Below are 19278 nucleotides of genomic sequence, written 5' to 3' on the forward strand. Positions count from 1 at the left end.
GTCATGCGCCGATCGTGGCGAGCCACTCACCGTAGAACAGCGCCACTCCCAGCCCGCACGCGATCGCGGTGAGCAGCCAGAAGCGGATGATGACCGTTGTTTCGGCCCAGCCGCTCAACTCGAAATGGTGATGGAAGGGCGCCATCCGGAACACCCGGCGCCCGGTGGTCCGGAAGGTGAGAATCTGCAGCACCACCGAGACGACCTCGGCGACGAACAGCGAACCCAGCACCACCGCGAGCAGCTCGGTGCGGCTGGTGACCGACAGACCGGCGATGATGCCGCCCAGCGCCAGCGAGCCGGTGTCACCCATGAAGATCTTGGCGGGCGCGGCATTCCACCACAGAAAGCCGATGCAGGCCCCCGCGGTCGCGGCGGCGACCAACGCGAGGTCCAGCGGATCGCGCACGTTGTAGCAGCCCAGGCCCGGCGCGGTAGCGCACGCGTTGCGGTACTGCCAGAAGGTGATCAGCACGTAGGCGCCGGTGACCATCGCCATGCAGCCCGCGGCCAGTCCGTCCAGGCCGTCGGTGAAGTTGACCGCGTTGGACCAGGCGCTGACGATGACGACGCAGAACAGCACGAACAGTCCGGGAGCCAGTGTGACGGTGGCGATTTCGCGCACGTAGGAAATGTCCGCGCTGGCCGGCGTCAGGCCGTTGGCATTGTGGAACTGCAGGACCAGCACGCCGAACAGCACCGCGGCCACGATCTGCCCGACCGTCTTGGCCGTCTTGTTCAAGCCCAGGTTGCGCGAGCGGCGGATCTTGATCAGGTCGTCGAGGAAGCCGACGCCACCCAGCATGGTGGCCAACCCCAGCACCAGCAGACCGGACGCGGAGGCGCCCTCCCCGTCGAACGCCAGCCCGGCGAGGTGCGTGCCCAGGTAGCCGGCCCAGATGCCCGCCACGATCGCCACGCCGCCCATCGACGGGGTGCCGCGTTTGGTGTGGTGACTCGGCGGGCCGTCCTCGCGGATCTGGTGGCCGAAGCCCTGCTTGGTGAACAGCCGGATCAGCGCAGGGGTCAGCAGAATCGACACGGTCAGGGCGATCGCGACGGCGACGAGGATCTGCCTCACGAACGGACCTCGCCCGCGGGTGCGTCGGCGACCAGCGCCTCGGCCAGCGCGCCGAGTCCGGCGGCGTTCGAGGCCTTCACCAGGACCACGTCGCCGGGCCGCAGTTCGGCCCGCAACACCTCGAGGGCGGCGTCACCGTCGGCCACCTGCACGGCCCCTCTATCACCGGAAGCACCCCACGAACCCCATGCCCCTTCCAGGACCGCAGCGTGGTGCATGGCGGTTACCGACCTCCCCATTCCCACGACAACAAGTCGAGACACATCTAAGCGCACCGCCAGCCGGCCGATGGCATCGTGCTCGGTTATCGCGTCCTCCCCCAGCTCGGCCATCTCGCCGAGCACCGCCCAGCTCCGGCGCGCGGTGGCAGGGGCAGCCCCGCTACCGCGGGCAATCTGAGCCAGCGCCTGCAGTCCCGCGCGCATCGAGTCCGGGTTGGCGTTGTAGGCGTCGTCGATCACCGTCACCCCGTCGGCGCGATTGGTCACCTGCATGCGGTGGCGCGACACCGGGCCCGCCGCGGCCAGCGATGCGGCGATCTGCTCGACACTGGCGCCGCACTGCAGGGCGACCGCACCGGCGCACAGCGCGTTGGTGACCTGGTGTTCGCCGTACACACCGAGCTGCACCTCGGCCTCTACAACGCCTTGCGCGCCCATCGCGTGCAGGGTAAATCGCGGCCTGGCCAATTCGTCCAGCGACACGCCCTCGGCCCAGACGTCGCTGGGCCCCGAATCGGTCTCGCTGGATCGGCTGACCCGAACCACCCATCCCGCGCTGACGTGCGCCATCGCCGCCACCGATGGATCGTCGACGTTGAGGATGACCACGCCCGACGGTGGAACAGATTGTGGCAGTTCGGATTTGGTGCGCGCAATCGCCTCTCGCGAGCCGAACTCGCCGAGGTGCGCGGTGCCGACATTGAGCACCACGCCGATGACGGGCGGGGCGATCTGCGCCAGCGCGGCGATATTGCCGGGATGGCGTGCCGACATCTCCAACACCAGGTAGTCGGTGCGCCGGGTCGCCCGCAACACCGTCCAGGGATGGCCCAGCTCGTTGTTGAACGACCCGGGTGGCGCCACCACTTCACCCAGTGGCTCGAGCACCGCGGCCACCAGATCCTTGGTCGACGTCTTGCCCGACGACCCGGTGATCCCGATGATCGCAAGCCCGCCGGCCACCAGCTCCTCGGCCACCGCCTTGGCCAGCTTGGCCAGCGCGTCGAGCACCGCCGCGCCCGAACCGTCCGGGTCGTGCTCGAGCACCCCGGCCCGCGAACCCGAAGCGCCTTGTGGGGCAACGACAATGGCGGGCACCCCGACCGGCCGCGCGGCCAGCACCGCGACCGCACCGGCCGCGACCGCCGAGGCCGCGTGGTCGTGTCCGTCCGAGCGGGCGCCGGGCAGCGCCAGGAAGAGGCCGCCTTGGCCGACGGCGCGGGAGTCGAATTCGACGGTCCCGGTGACGCGCAGTTCGGCGGCGTCTTCCGGCGTGATGTCGGCCAGGGTGCCGCCGACGATTTCAGCGATCTGCGCGACGGTCAACTCGATCATCGGCGGTCTTCCAGCGCCTGCGCGAGTTCGACGCGGTCGTCGAACGGGCGGACGACATCCCCGGTGCGCTGGCCGGTTTCGTGGCCTTTGCCCGCGATGAGCACCACGTCGCCGGGGCCGGCCCAGCCGACCGCGTGCCTGATCGCCTCGCGCCGGTCACCGATCTCGACCACCTCCGCTTTCAACCCAACCGCTCCATTGAGGATTTCGCGGCGGATGGACGCGGGGTCCTCGCCGCGCGGGTTGTCGTCGGTGACGACGACCAGGTCGGCCAGTTCGGCGGCGACGGCGCCCATCGGCGCCCGCTTGCCGGGGTCGCGATCGCCGCCTGCGCCGAACACCACCGCCAGCCGACGTCCCGGCCGCAGCAGGGTGGTCAACACCGCCCGCAGCGCGCCCGGCTTGTGGGCGTAGTCGACCAGGGCCAGGAAATCCTGGCCGCGGTCGATCTGTTCCAGCCGCCCCGGAACGCGGGTATTCAGCAGCCCGTCCGCCGCCTGCTCCGGGGAGACCCCGACCGCGTCGAGAATCGCCAGTGCCACAAGACAATTCGCGATATTATAGGCGCCCGTGAGGCGAATGCCGATCCGGTGCTGAGCGCCGGCGGGGTCCACGGCGGTGAACTCTTGTCCCACTCCCAGCGGCGTCACGTCCGTCGCGCGCCAGTGCGCCGGCCCTCCGGTGGCGCTGACGGTGATCGGATCGATGGCCCGCTCGGCCATCGCGCGCCCGGCCTCGTCGTCGATGCACACCACGGCCCGGTGGGCCCGCAGCGGCGAATTCGCGTCGAACAGCAGGGCTTTGGCGTCGAAGTAGTCGGCCATGGTGGGGTGAAAGTCGAGATGGTCGCGGGACAGGTTGGTGAAACCCCCTACCGCGAACCGGGTTCCGTCGACCCGGCCCAATGCCAGCGCGTGACTGGAGACCTCCATGACGACGGTGTCCACCCCGCGTTCGGCCATCGCGGCCAGCATCGCTTGCAGCGCGGGTGCCTCCGGGGTGGTCAGGGCGCTGGGGATGTCGGCGCCGTCGATGCGGATGCCGATGGTGCCGATCAGCCCCGCGGTGCGGCCGCCGGCGCGCAGACCCGACTCGACCAGATAGGTGGTGGTGGTCTTTCCTGACGTGCCGGTGATGCCGACGACCGTGACGGCCTCGGACGGGTTTCCGTACACGGTGGCGGCCAGCCCGCCGAGCACGCTGCGCGGCGCGGGATGCACCAGCGTCGGCACCGCGCATGAGCCCATCTCGTCAACTCCGGCAGCGTCGGTGAGCACCGCGACCGCGCCGCGGCCGATCGCGTCGCCGGCATAGCGGGCGCCGTGGGTGGCCGAGCCGGGCAACCCGGCGAACAGGTCGCCGGGACGCACATCCTGGGCACGCAGCGTCACGCCGGTGATCGGCAGGTCCGGGACGGCCGCCAGACCATCCGGGTCGTCGGCCGTCACCGCCCCCACCTGCGCCGCCAGCGCGGGCAGTCGCACCGGCGCGGTGACGCGGGGGCGCAGCTCGGTGAGTACCGACACTTCCGTCACACCTCCCTGGACGCCGCGCGATCGCCATGATCAGCCATGACACCCTACCGAGACCGGCCGGGGCCGCGGGCACGCCCGCGCCCTCGTCGAGTGTGCGCCCAGGGCGGCCGGTGCACGGTGCGGGCGCCCCGGAGGCGCACCCGAGCGCGGCGCTTAGGTGGCCTGCAGGGTCAGCGGCGGCCCGGGGTCCGGTGACAGCGGCACATTCTCACGCTGCATCAGCCAGCCGGCGATGTTGTGGAACAGCGGTGCCGCCGAGTGACCGGGCGTGCCGTCGGCGTTGCGGTCCGGGTTGTCCATCATGATGCCGATCACGTAGCGCGGATTGTCGACGGTGGCCATCCCGGCGAACGTGATCCAGTACACGTTGTCGAAGTAGCAGCCGCAGCCCGGGTTGATCTGCTGAGCGGTACCGGTCTTGCCGGCCATCTGATAGCCGGGCACCGCGGCCGCGGGTCCGGTGCCTTGCTGGTAGCCCATCGGGTCGTGCTGCACGACGGCGCGCAGCATTCCCCGCACGGTCTGCGCGGTCTGCGGCGAGACCACCCGAACACCTTCCGGGCGCGCTTCTTCGGTGCGGGTGCCGTCAGAGGCGATGGTGGCCTTGATGATTCGCGGCGGTATCCGCACGCCATCGTTGGCGATCGTCTGGTACATGTCGGTCATCTGCAGCAGGGTCATCGAAAGACCTTGACCGATAGGCAGGTTGGAGAACGTGCTGCCCGACCACTGGTCGATCGGCGGCACCAGGCCGGCGCTCTCACCGGGCAACCCGACGTTGGTCCGCTGTCCGAGACCGAACTTGCGAACCATGTCGTAAAACCGTTCCGGGCCGACGCGTTGGGCCAGCATCAGCGTGCCGACGTTGGACGACTTCCCGAACACGCCGGTGGTGGTGTACGGCATCACGCCGTGCTCCCACGCGTCGTGGATATTGACGCCACCCATGTTGATCGAGCCCGGGACCTGCAGCACCTCGTCGGGGTTGGACAGGCCGTATTCGATGACCGAGGACGCGGTGACGATCTTGTTCACCGAGCCCGGCTCGAACGGCGAGGAGACCGCGAGGTTGCCCAGTTGCCGGTCGCCCTGCCGCCCGATGTCCTGCGACGGGTCGAAGGTGTTGTCATTGGCCATGGCCAGCACGTCACCGGTCTTGGCGTCCAGCACGACGGCCGAAACATTGTGCGCCCCCGACATGTTCTTGGCCTGCTGAACCTGCTGCTGCACGTAGAACTGGATGTCGTCGTCGATGGTCAGCTGGACGGTCGAACCGTTGACCGCCTTGTGCCGGTTGCGGTAGCTGCCGGGAATGACCACGCCGTCCGAGCCGCGGTCGTAGGTGACCGAACCGTCGGTTCCCGACAGCACGGAGTCCATGCTGTCTTCGAGTCCGAGCAGGCCGTGGCCGTCCCAGTCGATGCCGCCGACGATGTTGGCCGCCAGCGACCCGCCCGGATATTGACGCAGATCCTGCCGCTCGGAGCCGACCTCGGGGTACTTGTCCGAGATCGCGCTGGCGACCGCCGGGTCGACGGCACGCGCCAAATAGGCGAAATTGTCGTCGGTTTGCAGCTTCTTCAGCACCGTCGCGTAGTCCGGCTTGTTATTCAGCCGGCTGGAAACCTCTTTGGCGATATCGCGCAGCCGCGCCTGCGGATCGGGAGCGGCCGGGTTCTTCTTCTTGGCCTCTTCCAATTGCTGGCGGATCTTCTTCGGCTGAAACGTCAGGGCACGCGACTCGATGGTGAACGCCAGCTGCTGGTTGTTGCGGTCAACGATGCTGCCGCGGATGGCCTTTGAGACATCGGTGACCTTGAGCTGGCCCGCGGCCTGGGCGCGCAGCTTCGGTGCGTTGGTGACCTGCAGGACGAACAGCTGGGCGGCCGCCACCAGCGTCAGCGCCAAGATGACCACATTGCCGGCGCGATGCCGGAAGACGAACGACGAGCCCCGGACGCCCGCCCCGACGAGCTGCCGGGTGCGCCGCTGATTGGCCGAATGGCCGAGCGGCGCCTCACCGGGTTTCTTGGCCTTGCGAAATCCCGTTGTTTCCTGCGCGTCCCGGCCCTGGTGCGCCTTTTCCGATTTCCTGGCGCGGCTGGTCTGCCGGACGTCCCTGACCCCCTGTGGTTTACGCGGACCGCGCGTCGACCGGGACCGGCGGGTGCGGCCGTCCTCGCCGCGACTCACCGGGCGGGCCCTGGCAACACGGCGGCGGGCGGCGCGACGCTATTCGGTGCGATCGGCCCCGGCAGTCCGGGTGCGACCGGGACCGCGGCCTGCGGCGCGCGTTGCACGGGGACCGGTACTTCCGCCGGCAACGGCGCGGGGGGTACCGAAAGGGGCAGTCCGCCAACGGGAATCGGCACTTCCGCCGGAACCGGAGCGGCCGGCGCGGGCTGCCCCGGCATCGGCAGGCCCGGCGTGGGCATTCCTTGGGCCGGCAGCGGCTGTGCCGGAAGTCCTTGCGTCGGAAGTAATTGCGTGGGAAGTCCTTGGGTCGGCAGTCCTTGCGCCGGCAACCCCGGCGTCGGCAGCATACCCGGGAATTGGCCGCCAACCTGGCCACCGGGCACCCCCGGCGCGCCGGGTACCAGCGGCGCGGCCGGCGGCAGGTGCTGGCCGCCCACCGTCGTCGAACCATCCGGAGCCCGCAGCAGTGCTTCGGGCCCACCCGGCCGGCCCGGCACCAGAGCAGCACCGGGATCCGGTTGCACGCGGACCGGGACTTCCGGCGGGACCGCCGCCGGTTTGGGCAGCGGTTGCGGGCCTTCGTCCGGCAGCTTGGCGTTCAGCGGCGGCGGCGGAACGCCGTCGGCGGGCTTGGGCGTACCGACCACCACCCAGCTACCGGACGGGTCCTGGACCAGGTGCGCGGTGTCACGCGTCGGGATCATGCCCTGCTTGCGCGCGGCCTCGGCCAATGCCGGCGCCGCCTCCGCCTCGCGCACGTCGCGCTCCAGCGCCTCCTTCTGCTGCTGCAGCATCCGGGTCTTCTCCCGCGCGTGACTCAACTGGTAGGAGCGTTCGGCGGAGTCGGTGGACAGCCACAGCGTCAGCGCCAGCCCGGCACCGAGCGCGCCGATGACCAGCACGACGAACGGAACCTTGGCCACCCACGTCTGCGGCCGCAGGTCGATCGACGCCAGCCGGATGGCAATCCGTTCGGTCAGCCGGGGCCGAATAACCTTGGGCGCCTTTGCCTTGCGCGCCTTGGCGCGGGCCTTGGCCTGGCCGCTGCTCTTGGGGCGGGCCTTTCGCTCGACCGGCCGCGCATTCGGACTGGTCTGCGGGCCGGAATTCGACGCTCGCGCCTCGCGGCCGGTCGCCGCACCCCGCGCCGGCCGGGTGCGCCGCGCCGTCGAGTCCGCCGCGTCGCGCCGGGTCTTGCTCTTGCGGGCCGCGACGTCACGCCCGCCGCGACGGTCGCTGCCGCCCCGGCGTTTCGGCGCCTCGCGCTTGGCTTTCGCTTTCATGAGTCGCCCTTCGTAGTCACCCGCTGCTGTGGTTGTCCCTCGGATTCCAGCCGTTGCAAGGCCCGTAGTCGCACGGCGGTGCTGCGAGGGTTACGTTCGATTTCGTCGGCGTCGGCGCGCTCGGCACCGCGGGTCAGCGATTGGAATCGCGGGCCACGGCCGGGCAGCTCGAACGGGAGGTCCAACGGCGTGCGGGAGGCGACCGCATCGGCGAACTCGCGCTTGACGATCCGGTCTTCCAGCGACTGGTAGGCCATCACCACGATGCGCCCGGCGACACTGAGCGCGTCCAGCGCGGCCGGAATGGCCCGGCGCAGCGTGTCCAGCTCGTCGTTGACCGCGATCCGCAGCGCCTGGAAGGTGCGCTTGGCCGGATGGCCGCCGGTGCGCCGGGTCGCGGCCGGAATGGCCTGATACAGCAACTCGACCAACTCGGCGGTCGTGGTGAACGGCGCGCGGGCCCGCCGGCGGACGATGTGGGTGGCGATCCGGCGCGCGAACCGCTCCTCGCCGTAGCGGTGCAGGATGGTCGCCAGCTCGGCCTCGTCGTAGGTGTTGACGATCTCGGCCGCGGTCAGCGGCGACGACGGATCCATCCGCATGTCCAGCGGCGCGTCCTGGGCATAGGCGAAGCCCCGCTCGGCGCGGTCGAGTTGCATCGAGGAGACGCCCAGATCGAACAACACCCCGTCGACCGATTCATGTGCGGCATAACCGCATTCGGCCAGCGCCTCGTCGATGCCGTCATACCGCTTGTGCACCAGGGTGATTCGGTCGGCGAACGGCGCCAGCCGCGCGCCGGCGATCTCCAGCGCGCTGGGATCGCGATCGAGGCCGATCAGCTTCAGGCCCGGTAGGTCGGTCAGGAATCGTTCCGCGTGCCCGCCCGCGCCGAGGGTGGCGTCGACGAGCACCGCGCCGGACCCGTCGGAGTGCTGGCGGGTCAACGCCGGGGTGAGCAGTTCGACGCAGCGGTCCAGCAGCACGGGTACATGCCCGAAGTCCTTGTCAGCCACCGCAACACCTCCCCGGGTCTGGAGAAACTCGTCAGAACGAGGGACGGCCTTGCCAAGACGCGCCCCTGCACCGAGGTCCCTGTCCGAAGTTACGAACCAGGCGTTGGGGAAGTACGCCAGGGTCGGTTCGGGCAGAGGCCACGATGCACGGGCATGCGCCTCAGATGATGTCGCCGAGTGCTTCATCGCTGGCCGCGGAGAAGTTCTCTTCGTGTGTTTGCTGGTAGTCCTGCCAGGCCTGGGCATCCCAGATTTCCAGGTAGTCGACCGCACCGATCACCACGCAGTCCTTGGAGAGGTTCGCGTAGCGCCGGTGGTCGGACGACAGGGTGATGCGGCCCTGGGCGTCGGGATGCTGCTCATCGGTGCCGGCGGCCAGATTGCGCAGGAACGCCCTGGCTTCCGGGTTGCTTCGAGACGTCTTGCTCGCCCGGCGGGCCAGCTGCTCGAATTCCGCTCGCGGGTAGACGGCGAGGCTGTGGTCTTGGCTCTTGGTGACCATCAACCCCCCTGCCAGCGCGTCGCGGAACTTGGCGGGCAACGTGAGTCGCCCTTTGTCATCGAGCTTGGGCGTGTAGGTGCCGAGAAACACCAGCTCACCTCCTGTCGAGGCCGGTTCTCGGCTCGCCCAAACACTTCAGCCACCATACCCCACAGTCCCCCACTTTGCCCCATAAAACGGGTGTCGCCGGGGTGTTTCGCTGCTCATCTGCCACTACGGGCGCGTCCGGCCGCGTCCGAAGGACGGTGCGCTGGTCTCGCGACCCGATCGTGACCCCGGAAACCCCCACTTCACGGGCCTAAAACCGCCGCGTGGGGGCCGGTGGGGCCAAAGGTGGGGCGCAGTGGGGCACGGCCCATCTACCGAAGACTCGATTGGGACTCGATCGCAAATCAGCGGGGACTCGGGGCTCGCGTCGATCAGCGAATGCGCTCGAGCCTGCGACCATGCCGCCGAGCCTGCGGTGCGTGCGTCGATCCGAGGCCGATCCGCGTCCCCACCGCAGGCTCGACACAGCGAGCTGGGGTGGAGCGCCAAAAAAACGGGGCAGCCGGTGGCTACCCCGTCCCGTCTAGCGTTCGGTTACTCGTCGAAGCGGCGGCGGAAGCGATCCTCCATGCGGCTCGTGAACGAGCCCCCGCCGCCTTTGTTGCGGCGTTGGCGCGAGCCCTGCGCCGGCCCGGGCTGGTTGGGGCGCCCGGACATCCGCGGACCGGTGATGGCGAACACCACACCACCGAACATCACAACGAAGCCAACGACGCTGAGAATCGGGAAGCTGCCAATCATCGTGGCCTTGAACGCCACGCCGGAAACCAGCATCGCCAGACCGATAACGAAGAGCGCCGCACCCTGCAGACGGCGCCGCGCGGTCGGTGCGCGGAACCCCCCACCCCGTACGCTCGAAGCGAACTTGGGATCCTCGGCGTAGAGAGCGCTCTCGATCTGGTCGAGCATCCGCTGCTCATGATCGGAGAGTGGCATTCGTCCCTCCTTGCCGACAGACTGACACGTAACTATCGATAGCACGCGGATGCCCATTGTATGGGCAACTAAGTCAAATGATACGAGGTCAATCTGACCCGTACCACTGGTTCGTCCGCGATTCTATCTCCGTTGCTTCCCGACGATCATCGGGCCGCAACGCCGATGCGTTACAACACCCTTGCCGAAACCGACGCGGCGGTCGGCTGGTTGCCACCACCGCCCGTCCGCCGATCGGTCCCGGACCCGATAATGGCGATACGGGCACGGGGCCGACGACGACAGAAGGCCCGCCCGCTCATTGCGACGAGGAGGACACCGCGAGTTGGCGATATTCCTCATCGATCTGCCGCCGAACGATATGGAGCGCCGCCTCAGTGAGGCCCTCGGGGTCTACGTCGACGCGATGCGCTACCCGCGCGGTACCGAGAATCAGCGTGCGGGCATGTGGCTCGAACACATCCGCCGGCGCGGTTGGCAGGCCGCCGCCGCGGTCGAGGCGGACGCGGCCGAGGGCGCCGATGTGCCGTCGGCGTCCGAACTCAGCGATGCACCGCTACTCGGGGTGGCCTACGGCTACCCGGGGGCGCCGGGCCAGTGGTGGCAGCAGCAGGTTGTGTTGGGCATGCAGCGCGGCGGTCTGCCGGCTCACGAGATCGCGCAGCTGATGAACAGCTATTTCGAGCTGACCGAACTGCACATTCATCCGCGCGCCCAGGGCCGCGGCATTGGCGAGGCGCTGGCCCGCCGGCTGCTCGCCGGCCGCTGTGAGCGCAACGTCCTGCTCTCGACGCCGGAAACCAACGGTGAGGCCAATCGCGCCTGGCGGTTGTATCGCCGGCTGGGCTTCAACGACATCATCCGCCGCTACCACTTCGCCGGTGACCCACGGGCATTCGCGATCCTGGGCCGCTCGCTGCCGCTCTGAGGGCACCGCCGGCGGACCGGCAAGCCGACGACGTGGGCAAGCGTCACACCAGATCTGGCACGATAACCTGGTGCGCGCCAGCTCTCCCCCACGCCGAAGCCGAGCAACCACTCGCGTGCTGGCCATCGCGATGCTGATGCTCCTGGTTCCGCTGGCGACCGGATGCCTGCGGGCCAGGGCCTCGCTGACGATCTCGCCCGACGACCTGGTGTCCGGCGAGATCATCGCGGCGGCCAAACCGAAGACGCCGAAGGACACCGGCCCGCAGCTGGACACCAACAACCTGCCCTTCAACCAGAAGGTCGCGGTATCGAATTACGACAGCGACGGCTACGTCGGGTCGCAGGCGGTGTTCTCCGACCTGACGTTCGGGGAATTGCCGCAGCTGGCGAACATGAACTCCGACGCGGCGGGCGTCAACGTCTCACTGCGCCGCAACGGCAACGTGGTGATCCTGGAAGGCCGCGCGGATCTGACGTCGCTGACCGACCCGGACGCCGACGTCGAGCTGACCGTCGCCTTTCCCGGCGTCGTGACGTCGACCAACGGCGACCGGGTCGATCCCGATGCCGTGTCGTGGAAGCTCAAGCCGGGCGTGGTCAGCACGATGACCGCCCAGGCGCGCTACACCGATCCGAACACCCGTTCCTTCACCGGCGCCGGGGTATGGCTGGGCATCGCATCGTTCGCGGCGGCGGGCGTGGTCGCGCTTCTGGCCTGGATGAGCCGGGACCGCTCGGAGCGGTTCACCACGCCGGGCAATCAGCCACCGAGTAGTTAGACCCGCTGGGCGGGCGACCAGTAATCGATCATCTCGGCGAAGGTCGCGAACGCCGGGCCGGACAGCCCGTACGTCGCCTCCAGGTGAACGCTCAGCGGGAAGCCGAGCTCGGCGACGCCGTCGATCACCCGCTTGTACAGGTCGAGCATCATCTGGCGCTTCTGCGGCGGTTCGCGGCCGGCCAGCTCCTTGACGAACTCCTGCTCGGCGGCCACCGCGGCGTTGCCCGGATCCTGGATAAGCCAATTGATAAGCCCGGTTTTGTTCTCCATCTTCGGCACGAAGCCGAACGACAGCAGGATCTCGGGCCGGTGATCGGTGGTCTTGGCGAACTCGGTCAAAAAGCCCACGATCGCATCGGAATACAGCAACTGGGTCATGCCGTAGGTGGCGCCCCGGTCGCACTTGAAGTTGAACCGGCCGTGTTCGCCCTCGCGGGTCGGGATCAGGATCACGCCGCGGTTGGGCACCAGGTCGCGATAGATCGACAGGGCGTCGGTCGGCGCGACGCCGGAGCCCTCGCCGTCGTTCATCGTGCGCGGGACGCCGACGAACACAACGCCTTCCATGCCGGACTCGGTGAGCGAAGTCAGCCGCCCACGCAGTGTCGATTCGTCCAGAAACGCGGTGACCTGCGTGCAGAGACCGCTGATCCCCGGCAGTTCGGGCTTGATCACCGACCAGAAGTCCAGGACGTCGAACTTCGGCTTCATCGCGATGGGACGGTCGTCGTCCTCGGCGATGATGCCCGGAATCATCACATGACGGATGCGGCCGGTAAGACCGGACTCCGCGGAGTACTGCAGGACCTTGCGCGCCTCGTCCAGCGCCCGCTCCCGACCCTCGTCCACGTTCGGCGGCACCAGCTCGAGCGCGACGGTGTTGAGAGTCACGCGGCTCCTTTCCCTCGGACGAACAGCACCTCGCCAGCATAGGGGCGCCGGGTTACCGCCCGGCCTGGCGGGGACCGGCGGTCATGGGGAGACGACCATCACTATGACGGCGAATACACTGGTCGGGCCTAACGAACACAGGGGCATGCCGAGGGAGAAAGGGGCGCCGCGCTGAGCCTGAAAACCCCAGCAGAGGCGGCAACCGCCGAGTTGACCGGCGCGATCGGCGAACAACTTCGCCGGTACTTTCACGCGCGGCGCGCGGAGACCGCCTACATCGGCGGCGACTACGCCGCGTTGATCTCCGCTCTCGAAGACTTCGTGCTCAACGGGGGCAAGCGGCTGCGGCCCGCCTTCGCGTACTGGGGATGGCGTGCGGTGGCCGACGCGGAACCCGGCGCGCACGTGCTGCTGCTGTTTTCCGCGCTGGAGCTGTTACAGGCCTGCGCGCTGGTTCATGACGACGTCATCGACGACTCCGCCACCCGTCGCGGCCGGCCGACGGTTCACGTCCATTTCGCCGCGACGCACCGCGCCCGCCAGTGGCGGGGCTCGGCAGAACGGTTCGGGATCTCGGCGGCCATCCTGCTCGGCGATCTGGCCCTGGCCTGGGCCGACGACATCGTGTTCGGGGCCGACCTGCCCGCGGATACGCAGCGCCGCGTGCGGCGGGTCTGGGCCGATATCCGCACCGAGGTGCTCGGCGGGCAGTACCTCGACATCGTCGCCGAGGCCAGCGCCTCGGAGTCGATCGCGTCGCCGATGAACGTCGCCACGTTCAAGACGGCCTGCTACACGGTGACGCGACCGCTGCAGCTCGGCGCCGCGGTCGCCGCCGACCGGCCCGACGTGCAGGCCGTCTTCGGCCGGCTCGGGACCGACCTCGGCGTGGCGTTCCAACTGCGCGACGACGTGCTGGGCGTATTCGGCGATCCGAAGGTGACGGGCAAGCCGTCGGGTGACGACCTGCGCTCCGGCAAGCGCACCGTGCTGCTCGCCGAGGCAATGGAGTTGGCGGACAAGTCAAACCCCTTGGCGGCCAACTTGTTACGGAGTTCCATCGGTGCACCGTTGACCGAGCCTCAAGTGGCCGAGCTGCGCGACGTGATCGAGTCGGTGGGCGCGCTCGCCGCGGCCGAGCAGCGCATCGCCACGCTGACCGAGCGGGCGCTGGCCGAGCTCGCCGCCGCTCCCGTCAGCGATGCGGCCAAGGCGGGGCTCTCCGAACTGGCCAGAATGGCCACCGACCGGTCCGCCTGAGTCGATGACCACACCGGACACCGGCGCGCCCACGGTGAAAAGAACTGTTGCGCAGCGATTTTCGGAGCTGAAGGAGTTCGCCTCCGCACCGCAGGCCCGCACCGCCAAGCTGGGCTTCCTGGGTTCGCTGCTGATCACCGCCGGCGGGCTGGGGGCGGGAAGCACCAAGCCACACGACCCCTTGCTGGAGTCAATCCACATGTCCTGGCTGCGATTTGGCCACGGGTTGGTGCTGTCTTCGATCCTGCTGTGGACGGGCGTGGCACTGATGCTGATCGCATGGCTGGCGCTGGGCCGCCGCGTGGTAGCCGGCGAGACCACCGAATTCATGATGCGCGCCACCACCGGCTTCTGGCTGGCGCCGCTACTGCTCTCGGTGCCGGTGTTCAGCCGCGACACCTATTCCTACCTGGCCCAGGGCGCGCTGCTGCGCGACGGTTTCGATCCCTATGCCGTTGGTCCGGTGGCCAATCCGAATGTGTTGCTGGACAACGTAAGTCCGATTTGGACGATCACCACAGCGCCGTACGGTCCGGTGTTCATTCTGATAGCCAAGCTCGTCACGGTGCTGGCCGGAAATCACGTGATCCTCGGCACCATGCTGCTGCGGTTGTGCATGCTGCCGGGCCTGGCGCTGTTGATCTGGGCCGCCCCCCGACTGGCTCACCACATCGGCACCAGCGGTGCGACCGCGTTGTGGATTTGTGTGCTGAACCCGCTGGTGCTGATCCATCTGATGGGCGGGGTGCACAACGAGATGCTGATGGTGGGCCTGATGACCGCCGGCATCGCGCTGACCTTCGCCCGGCGCCACGCCCTGGGCATCACCCTGGTCACGATCGCGGTGGCGGTCAAAGCCACTGCGGCACTGTCGTTGCCGTTTCTGGTCTGGGTGTGGATGCGGCACCTGCGCGACCAACGCGGTTACCGGCCACTGCGGGCCTTCGCGGCGGCCACCGCGATGGGCCTGGTGATCTTCGTCGCGGTGTTCGCCGTCTTGTCCGCGGTGGCCGGCGTCGGCCTGGGCTGGCTGACCGCGCTGGCCGGCTCGGTGAAGATCATCAACTGGCTGACCGTGCCGACGGCCGCCGCGAATGTGATCCATTGGGCCGTCAACGGTTTCGTCCCGGTCAACTTCTATGCCACGCTGCGCGTCACCCGCTTCATCGGCATCCTGATCATCGCGGTGTCCCTGCCGCTGCTGTGGTGGCGGTACCGTCGCGACGACCGGGGCGCGCTGACCGGGATGGCGTGGTCGATGCTGATCGTGGTGCTGTTCGTGCCGGCCGCCCTGCCGTGGTACTACTCATGGCCGCTGGCGGTGGCTTCCCCGCTGGCGCAGTCGCGACGGTGGATCGCGGTCATCGGCGGGCTCTCGACCTGGGCCATGGTGATCTTCAAGCCCGACGGGTCGCACGGCATGTATTCCTGGACGCACTTCGGGCTGGCCACGGCGGCCGCGCTGATCGCCTGGCGGGCGCTGTACCGCGCCCCGGAAGCGCCCGCTGAACAGGCCGAAGAACCTCTGGCCGTCTAGTAGGCCGCTTAGTACGCCATGGCCTGGGCCCGGCGCAGCACCTCACGGGCCTGATGCGCGTGCAGCGCGTCGACGGGACGCGCGTTGCTGAGCGCATCGCGGCTGCCGTCGCGCGTTACCGTCAGCGACGCATCGGGGGTGAACAGCCAGCGGACGATCTCGGTCTCGTGATAGCCGCCGTCGTGCAGGATCGTCAGCAACCCCGGCAGACTTTTGACCACCTCGCCCGAATTCGTGAAGAAGACCTGCGGTATCACCACACCCCCGGCGCGGCGCACCGCAAGCAGGTGACCTTCTCGCAGCTGCTGCTGCACCTTGCTCACCGGCACGCCGAGCAACTCGGCGACCCGGGGCAGGTCGTAGGTTGGCTCGTCGGGATCCAGAACATCGTCGCCGGCCGGAATACTGCCCACGGCGCAAGTGTAGGCGGTGGCAGCGGGTGCGGAGGTGCCTTGAACGGATGTTCTCCTCGCCAACCGCCGGCCCGCACCTACGATGGCCCCGTGACCAGACCCGCGACGGGCGACCCGTTGGACAGCGCGTTGCTGGATGGCCGCTACCTGGTCCAGGGCAAGATCGCCAGCGGCGGCACCTCGACCGTCTACCGCGGCATCGACGTCCGGCTGGATCGGCCGGTCGCGCTGAAGGTGATGGATTCGCGGTATGCCGGTGACAGCCAGTTCCTGCACCGCTTTCAGCTCGAGGCGCGCACCGTGGCCCGGCTGAAGGACCCGGGACTGGTCGCCGTCTATGACCAGGGCCTGGACGCGCGTCACCCGTTTCTGGTGATGGAGCTGATCGAGGGCGGCACCCTGCGCGAGTTGCTGGCCGAGCGCGGCCCGATGCCACCCCATGCGGTGGTGGCGGTGCTGCGGCCGGTGCTGGGCGGCCTGGCCGCCGCGCACCGCGCCGGGCTGGTGCATCGCGACGTCAAGCCCGAGAATGTGCTGATCTCCGACGAGGGCGACGTCAAAATCGCCGATTTCGGGCTGGTGCGTGCGGTCGCGGCCGCAGGCATCACCTCGACCAGCGTCATCTTGGGCACCGCGGCCTACCTGTCGCCCGAACAGGTCCGCGACGGCAATGCCGGCCCGCGCAGCGACGTCTACTCCGCCGGGATCCTCACCTACGAGCTGCTGACCGGCGGTGCGCCGTTCTCCGGGGACTCCCCACTGTCGGTCGCCTATCAGCGATTGGACCGCGACGTGCCGCGCCCCGGCAGCGTGATCGAGGGCGTGCCCCCGCAATTCGACGACTTCGTCGCGTGCGCGACCGCGCGCGACCCCGCGCAGCGCTACGCCGACGCGATCGAGATGCTCGCCGACATGGAGGCGATCGCCGAGGAGTTGGACCTGCCCGACTTCCGGGTGCCGGCACCGCGCAATTCCGCCCAGCACCGCTCGGCGGCCCTGCACCACAGCCGAGCGAGCGAACAGCTGCCCCCGGCGCCGCCGCAGATCCGGCAGCCCACCCGGCAGCTTCCGCGCGGACCCGCCGACTGGCCGGAACCCGAACCCCGCGCCGAGGCCGACGCCGAACCCGAGGAAGATTACGAATACCAGCCCGTCACAGGCGAATTCGCCGGCATCGCGCTGAGCGAATTCGCGGTGGCACGTCAGAACGGCCGCCGCATGGTGCTGATCTGGGTGGCGCTGGTGCTGGCGTTGACCGGCCTGGCCGCGACGGCAGGATGGACACTGGGCAGCAACCTGAGCGGCCTGCTGTGAAGGGTGACGCGCAGCCTACGGCTACCGGATACCTTTTCAATGCCGGTTGAAATGATATGGTTCGCGCGTGTCCTCAACTGGGGAAATGACGAAGCGACGCGGCCGACGCCAAGGTGAGCCGGTGTCGCGCGACACGGTGCTACGCGCGGCAAAGCACCAGTTCGCGATCAACGGCTACGACAAGACGACCCTGCGAGCGATTGCCGACGACGCGCGGGTCGATCCGTCGATGGTCCTCTATCTCTTCGGCTCGAAAGCGGAGTTGTTTCGCGAGTCGATGAAGTTGGTGCTGCCGTCTGACCTGCTGACAACCGTGCTCACCGAGAAAGACGACGATTTGGGCTACCGCGTGCTGCGCGCCTACCTGAGCATCTGGGAACAGCCCGACACCGCCGCGAGCATGGCCTCGATCGTGCAGTCGGCGACGTCCAACAGCGATGCCAACGAGGCATTTCGCGTTTTCCTGCACGACTATCTGATGACCGCGGTGTCCGGCGCGATGGGCGGTGGCGACGAGGCACGACTGCGCGCGATGCTGGCCGCGACCAACCTCGTCGGCACCGCGATGCTGCGCTACATCATGCGCGTGCCGCCGCTGTCGTCGCTCGGGGTTGACGACGTCGTCAGGTTGTTGGGGCCGGTGGTGCACCGGTTCTTGACCGCCCCCGCCGATGAGCTGGGACTGGACCTGCCATCGCAACAGCCGGCCAAGGCGCCGCGACGGAAGGGGAAGCCGCGCGCGGCCACCTCGGCTACACCGCGGTCGCCTCGACGACGCTGAGCGGCGACACGGTGTCGACGATGCGGGTCAACCGGAAACCGGCCTGATCGAACAGCCGGGCGTACTCGTCCGCGGTACGTTCGCGTGCGCCGGCGACAACCAGCATCTCGATATCCACCCACTTGCCGTGGAAATCGCGGTCGTGGTCGGGAATGACGAACTCGCAGAGCAACACTCGTGCGCCCGCAGGGGCCGCGGTGCGGACGTTGGTCAGGATACGAACCGCATCTTCCTCCGACCAGTCGTGGATGACGCTCTTGAGCACGTACGCGTCGGCGCCCTCCGGCACGCGGTCGAAGAACGACCCCTCTTCGACCCGGACGCGGTCGTCGACTCCGTACTTGCGAAACAACGCCGGTGCACCCGCCACGACCTCGGGAAGATCGAACAGCACGCCACGCGAATTCGGAGCCGCCTGGAGAATCGCCGCCAAGAGCCGGCCGTGTCCGCCGCCGACATCGACGATCGTGCCGAACGCGCTGAAGTCGTAGGCCGCGGTCAAGGGCACGATCGCGAACTCGGACAGATTGGTCATGGCCGAGTTGAAGATCTCCCCCAGCTCCGCCTGGTCCGCCAGGTATTCGAAAATCGGTTTGCCGCGAAGCTCGGGAACCACCGGATGCCCGGTCCGGATCGCGTCGGTCAGGTGGCTCCAATGCTCCCGATGCTGCGGCGACCCGACCCATCGCGCCATCCCGGCCATCGACACGGGCGCGTCGGTGCGCAGCGTTTCCGCCAGCGGGGTGAGTGCGTAACGCCCGTCGCGCTGCTGACGGAAGATGCCGATGCCGATCAACGCCCGCAGGAGCCGGCGCAGCGCGTCGGGGTCGGCGCCGACCCGGTTTGCCAGTTGCTCGGCGGACAGCGCGCCATCTGCGAGGGCGTCCGCCACGCCAAGATCGGCCGCCGACGCGATCGACTGAGCGACCCACGCGTTCAGGATCAATTCCATCATCACCGCCGCAGGCGGAGCGGAACGTTGGCGCAGTCGCGACAGATGGTGGCGGGCCCGCTCAACGACGCGCGCAACCTTGGCCGGCGGAACCTTAGACGTCACGTGACTACCTTCCCTCGTTTCACCTTCGCCACGATGACGCTTCCCGTGGCCGAGTTCTCTTGTGGGCTCGGACAGCGGCGACAGTGCCGCGATGCCGGCGCTCGGCAGGCGTCCACACCGCGGAACCGAGCGCCAACGCGCCCAAAGGTACTTGTTCACCG

17 protein-coding genes are annotated in these 19278 nt (G+C 68.7%); 6 read left to right on the forward strand and 11 right to left on the reverse strand.

The window, feature by feature from the left end; all coding sequences use genetic code 11:
• Position 1: 1 nt before the first annotated feature.
• The 8 genes from mraY to MAAFP003_RS16590 form a co-directional block, all read right to left on the reverse strand.
• The gene (gene mraY / locus MAAFP003_RS16555; RefSeq protein WP_096288580.1) at positions 2-1081 is read right to left on the reverse strand and encodes a phospho-N-acetylmuramoyl-pentapeptide-transferase; all 1080 of its coding nucleotides are present in this window, start codon (positions 1079-1081) and stop codon (positions 2-4) included.
• Positions 1078-2637, reverse strand: a complete 1560-nt coding sequence (locus MAAFP003_RS16560; protein WP_096288583.1) for a UDP-N-acetylmuramoyl-tripeptide--D-alanyl-D-alanine ligase — start codon at positions 2635-2637, stop codon at positions 1078-1080. Before MAAFP003_RS16560 ends, mraY begins: the two co-directional genes overlap by 4 nt.
• The gene (locus tag MAAFP003_RS16565) at positions 2634-4172 is read right to left on the reverse strand and encodes a UDP-N-acetylmuramoyl-L-alanyl-D-glutamate--2,6-diaminopimelate ligase (protein WP_243394082.1); all 1539 of its coding nucleotides are present in this window, start codon (positions 4170-4172) and stop codon (positions 2634-2636) included. Before MAAFP003_RS16565 ends, MAAFP003_RS16560 begins: the two co-directional genes overlap by 4 nt.
• A 153-nt stretch (positions 4173-4325) precedes the next feature.
• Positions 4326-6365 carry a peptidoglycan D,D-transpeptidase FtsI family protein gene (locus MAAFP003_RS16570; protein WP_096288586.1) on the reverse strand — a complete coding sequence of 680 codons (2040 nt, stop codon included), beginning with the start codon at positions 6363-6365 and terminating at the stop codon, positions 4326-4328.
• Complete coding sequence (gene ftsL / locus MAAFP003_RS16575; RefSeq protein ID WP_096288588.1) at positions 6362-7651, reverse strand: cell division protein FtsL; 1290 nt, start codon at positions 7649-7651, stop codon at positions 6362-6364. The genes MAAFP003_RS16570 and ftsL overlap by 4 nt, the downstream gene beginning before the upstream one ends.
• Positions 7648-8853 (reverse strand): 16S rRNA (cytosine(1402)-N(4))-methyltransferase RsmH, encoded by a 1206-nt coding sequence (gene rsmH, locus MAAFP003_RS16580; RefSeq protein ID WP_096288591.1) that lies wholly within the window; start codon positions 8851-8853, stop codon positions 7648-7650. The genes ftsL and rsmH overlap by 4 nt, the downstream gene beginning before the upstream one ends.
• The gene (gene mraZ / locus MAAFP003_RS16585; RefSeq protein WP_067233643.1) at positions 8828-9259 is read right to left on the reverse strand and encodes a division/cell wall cluster transcriptional repressor MraZ; all 432 of its coding nucleotides are present in this window, start codon (positions 9257-9259) and stop codon (positions 8828-8830) included. Before mraZ ends, rsmH begins: the two co-directional genes overlap by 26 nt.
• A 492-nt stretch (positions 9260-9751) precedes the next feature.
• Positions 9752-10153 carry a DUF3040 domain-containing protein gene (locus MAAFP003_RS16590; RefSeq protein ID WP_096288593.1) on the reverse strand — a complete coding sequence of 134 codons (402 nt, stop codon included), beginning with the start codon at positions 10151-10153 and terminating at the stop codon, positions 9752-9754.
• Positions 10154-10478: 325 nt separating this feature from the next.
• On the opposite strand from MAAFP003_RS16590, the gene MAAFP003_RS16595 reads away from it, so the two are divergent.
• Positions 10479-11081, forward strand: coding sequence for a GNAT family N-acetyltransferase (locus MAAFP003_RS16595; RefSeq protein ID WP_096288596.1), 603 nt, complete (start codon positions 10479-10481; stop codon positions 11079-11081).
• Positions 11082-11211: 130 nt separating this feature from the next.
• On the forward strand, positions 11212-11862 hold the full coding sequence (lppM, locus tag MAAFP003_RS16600) for a lipoprotein LppM (RefSeq protein WP_096291211.1): 651 nt from the start codon (positions 11212-11214) through the stop codon (positions 11860-11862).
• Here the strand turns inward: lppM and MAAFP003_RS16605 are convergent.
• Positions 11859-12755 (reverse strand): mycobacterial-type methylenetetrahydrofolate reductase, encoded by an 897-nt coding sequence (locus tag MAAFP003_RS16605; RefSeq protein WP_096288599.1) that lies wholly within the window; start codon positions 12753-12755, stop codon positions 11859-11861. The genes lppM and MAAFP003_RS16605 overlap by 4 nt on opposite strands.
• A 210-nt stretch (positions 12756-12965) precedes the next feature.
• On the opposite strand from MAAFP003_RS16605, the gene idsA2 reads away from it, so the two are divergent.
• Both idsA2 and MAAFP003_RS16615 read left to right on the forward strand, forming a co-directional pair.
• On the forward strand, positions 12966-14015 hold the full coding sequence (gene idsA2 / locus MAAFP003_RS16610; protein WP_096288602.1) for a bifunctional (2E,6E)-farnesyl/geranyl diphosphate synthase: 1050 nt from the start codon (positions 12966-12968) through the stop codon (positions 14013-14015).
• 4 nt (positions 14016-14019) lie between these two features.
• Positions 14020-15552 carry an alpha-(1->6)-mannopyranosyltransferase A gene (locus MAAFP003_RS16615; RefSeq protein ID WP_096288604.1) on the forward strand — a complete coding sequence of 511 codons (1533 nt, stop codon included), beginning with the start codon at positions 14020-14022 and terminating at the stop codon, positions 15550-15552.
• Positions 15553-15560: 8 nt separating this feature from the next.
• Here the strand turns inward: MAAFP003_RS16615 and MAAFP003_RS16620 are convergent, their stop codons facing one another.
• Positions 15561-15965 carry an Rv2175c family DNA-binding protein gene (locus MAAFP003_RS16620; RefSeq protein WP_096288606.1) on the reverse strand — a complete coding sequence of 135 codons (405 nt, stop codon included), beginning with the start codon at positions 15963-15965 and terminating at the stop codon, positions 15561-15563.
• Between the two features lie 90 nt (positions 15966-16055).
• On the opposite strand from MAAFP003_RS16620, the gene MAAFP003_RS16625 reads away from it, so the two are divergent.
• Both MAAFP003_RS16625 and MAAFP003_RS16630 read left to right on the forward strand, forming a co-directional pair.
• Complete coding sequence (locus MAAFP003_RS16625) at positions 16056-17279, forward strand: protein kinase domain-containing protein (protein ID WP_207768544.1); 1224 nt, start codon at positions 16056-16058, stop codon at positions 17277-17279.
• A gap of 85 nt (positions 17280-17364) precedes the next feature.
• Positions 17365-18060 (forward strand): TetR/AcrR family transcriptional regulator, encoded by a 696-nt coding sequence (locus tag MAAFP003_RS16630; RefSeq protein ID WP_096288608.1) that lies wholly within the window; start codon positions 17365-17367, stop codon positions 18058-18060.
• On the opposite strand, the gene MAAFP003_RS16635 is transcribed toward MAAFP003_RS16630, so the two are convergent.
• Complete coding sequence (locus MAAFP003_RS16635; protein ID WP_096288610.1) at positions 18032-19117, reverse strand: methyltransferase; 1086 nt, start codon at positions 19115-19117, stop codon at positions 18032-18034. The genes MAAFP003_RS16630 and MAAFP003_RS16635 overlap by 29 nt on opposite strands.
• Between the last annotated feature and the right edge of the window lie 161 nt (positions 19118-19278).

The sequence above is a fragment of the Mycobacterium ahvazicum genome (assembly GCF_900176255.2).
Taxonomy (GTDB): domain Bacteria; phylum Actinomycetota; class Actinomycetes; order Mycobacteriales; family Mycobacteriaceae; genus Mycobacterium; species Mycobacterium ahvazicum.

Bases quoted from the DNA above. Each gene is read 5' to 3' on its own strand.
- MAAFP003_RS16560 (WP_096288583.1), bottom strand. From the start codon at position 2,637: ATGATCGAGTTGACCGTCGCGCAGATCGCTGAAATCGTCGGCGGCACC.
- ftsL (WP_096288588.1), bottom strand. From the start codon at position 7,651: ATGAAAGCGAAAGCCAAGCGCGAGGCGCCGAAACGCCGGGGCGGCAGC.
- rsmH (WP_096288591.1), bottom strand. From the start codon at position 8,853: ATGAAGCACTCGGCGACATCATCTGAGGCGCATGCCCGTGCATCGTGG.
- MAAFP003_RS16590 (WP_096288593.1), bottom strand. From the start codon at position 10,153: ATGCCACTCTCCGATCATGAGCAGCGGATGCTCGACCAGATCGAGAGC.
- lppM (WP_096291211.1), top strand. From the start codon at position 11,212: ATGCTGATGCTCCTGGTTCCGCTGGCGACCGGATGCCTGCGGGCCAGG.
- MAAFP003_RS16615 (WP_096288604.1), top strand. From the start codon at position 14,020: ATGACCACACCGGACACCGGCGCGCCCACGGTGAAAAGAACTGTTGCG.
- MAAFP003_RS16630 (WP_096288608.1), top strand. From the start codon at position 17,365: ATGACGAAGCGACGCGGCCGACGCCAAGGTGAGCCGGTGTCGCGCGAC.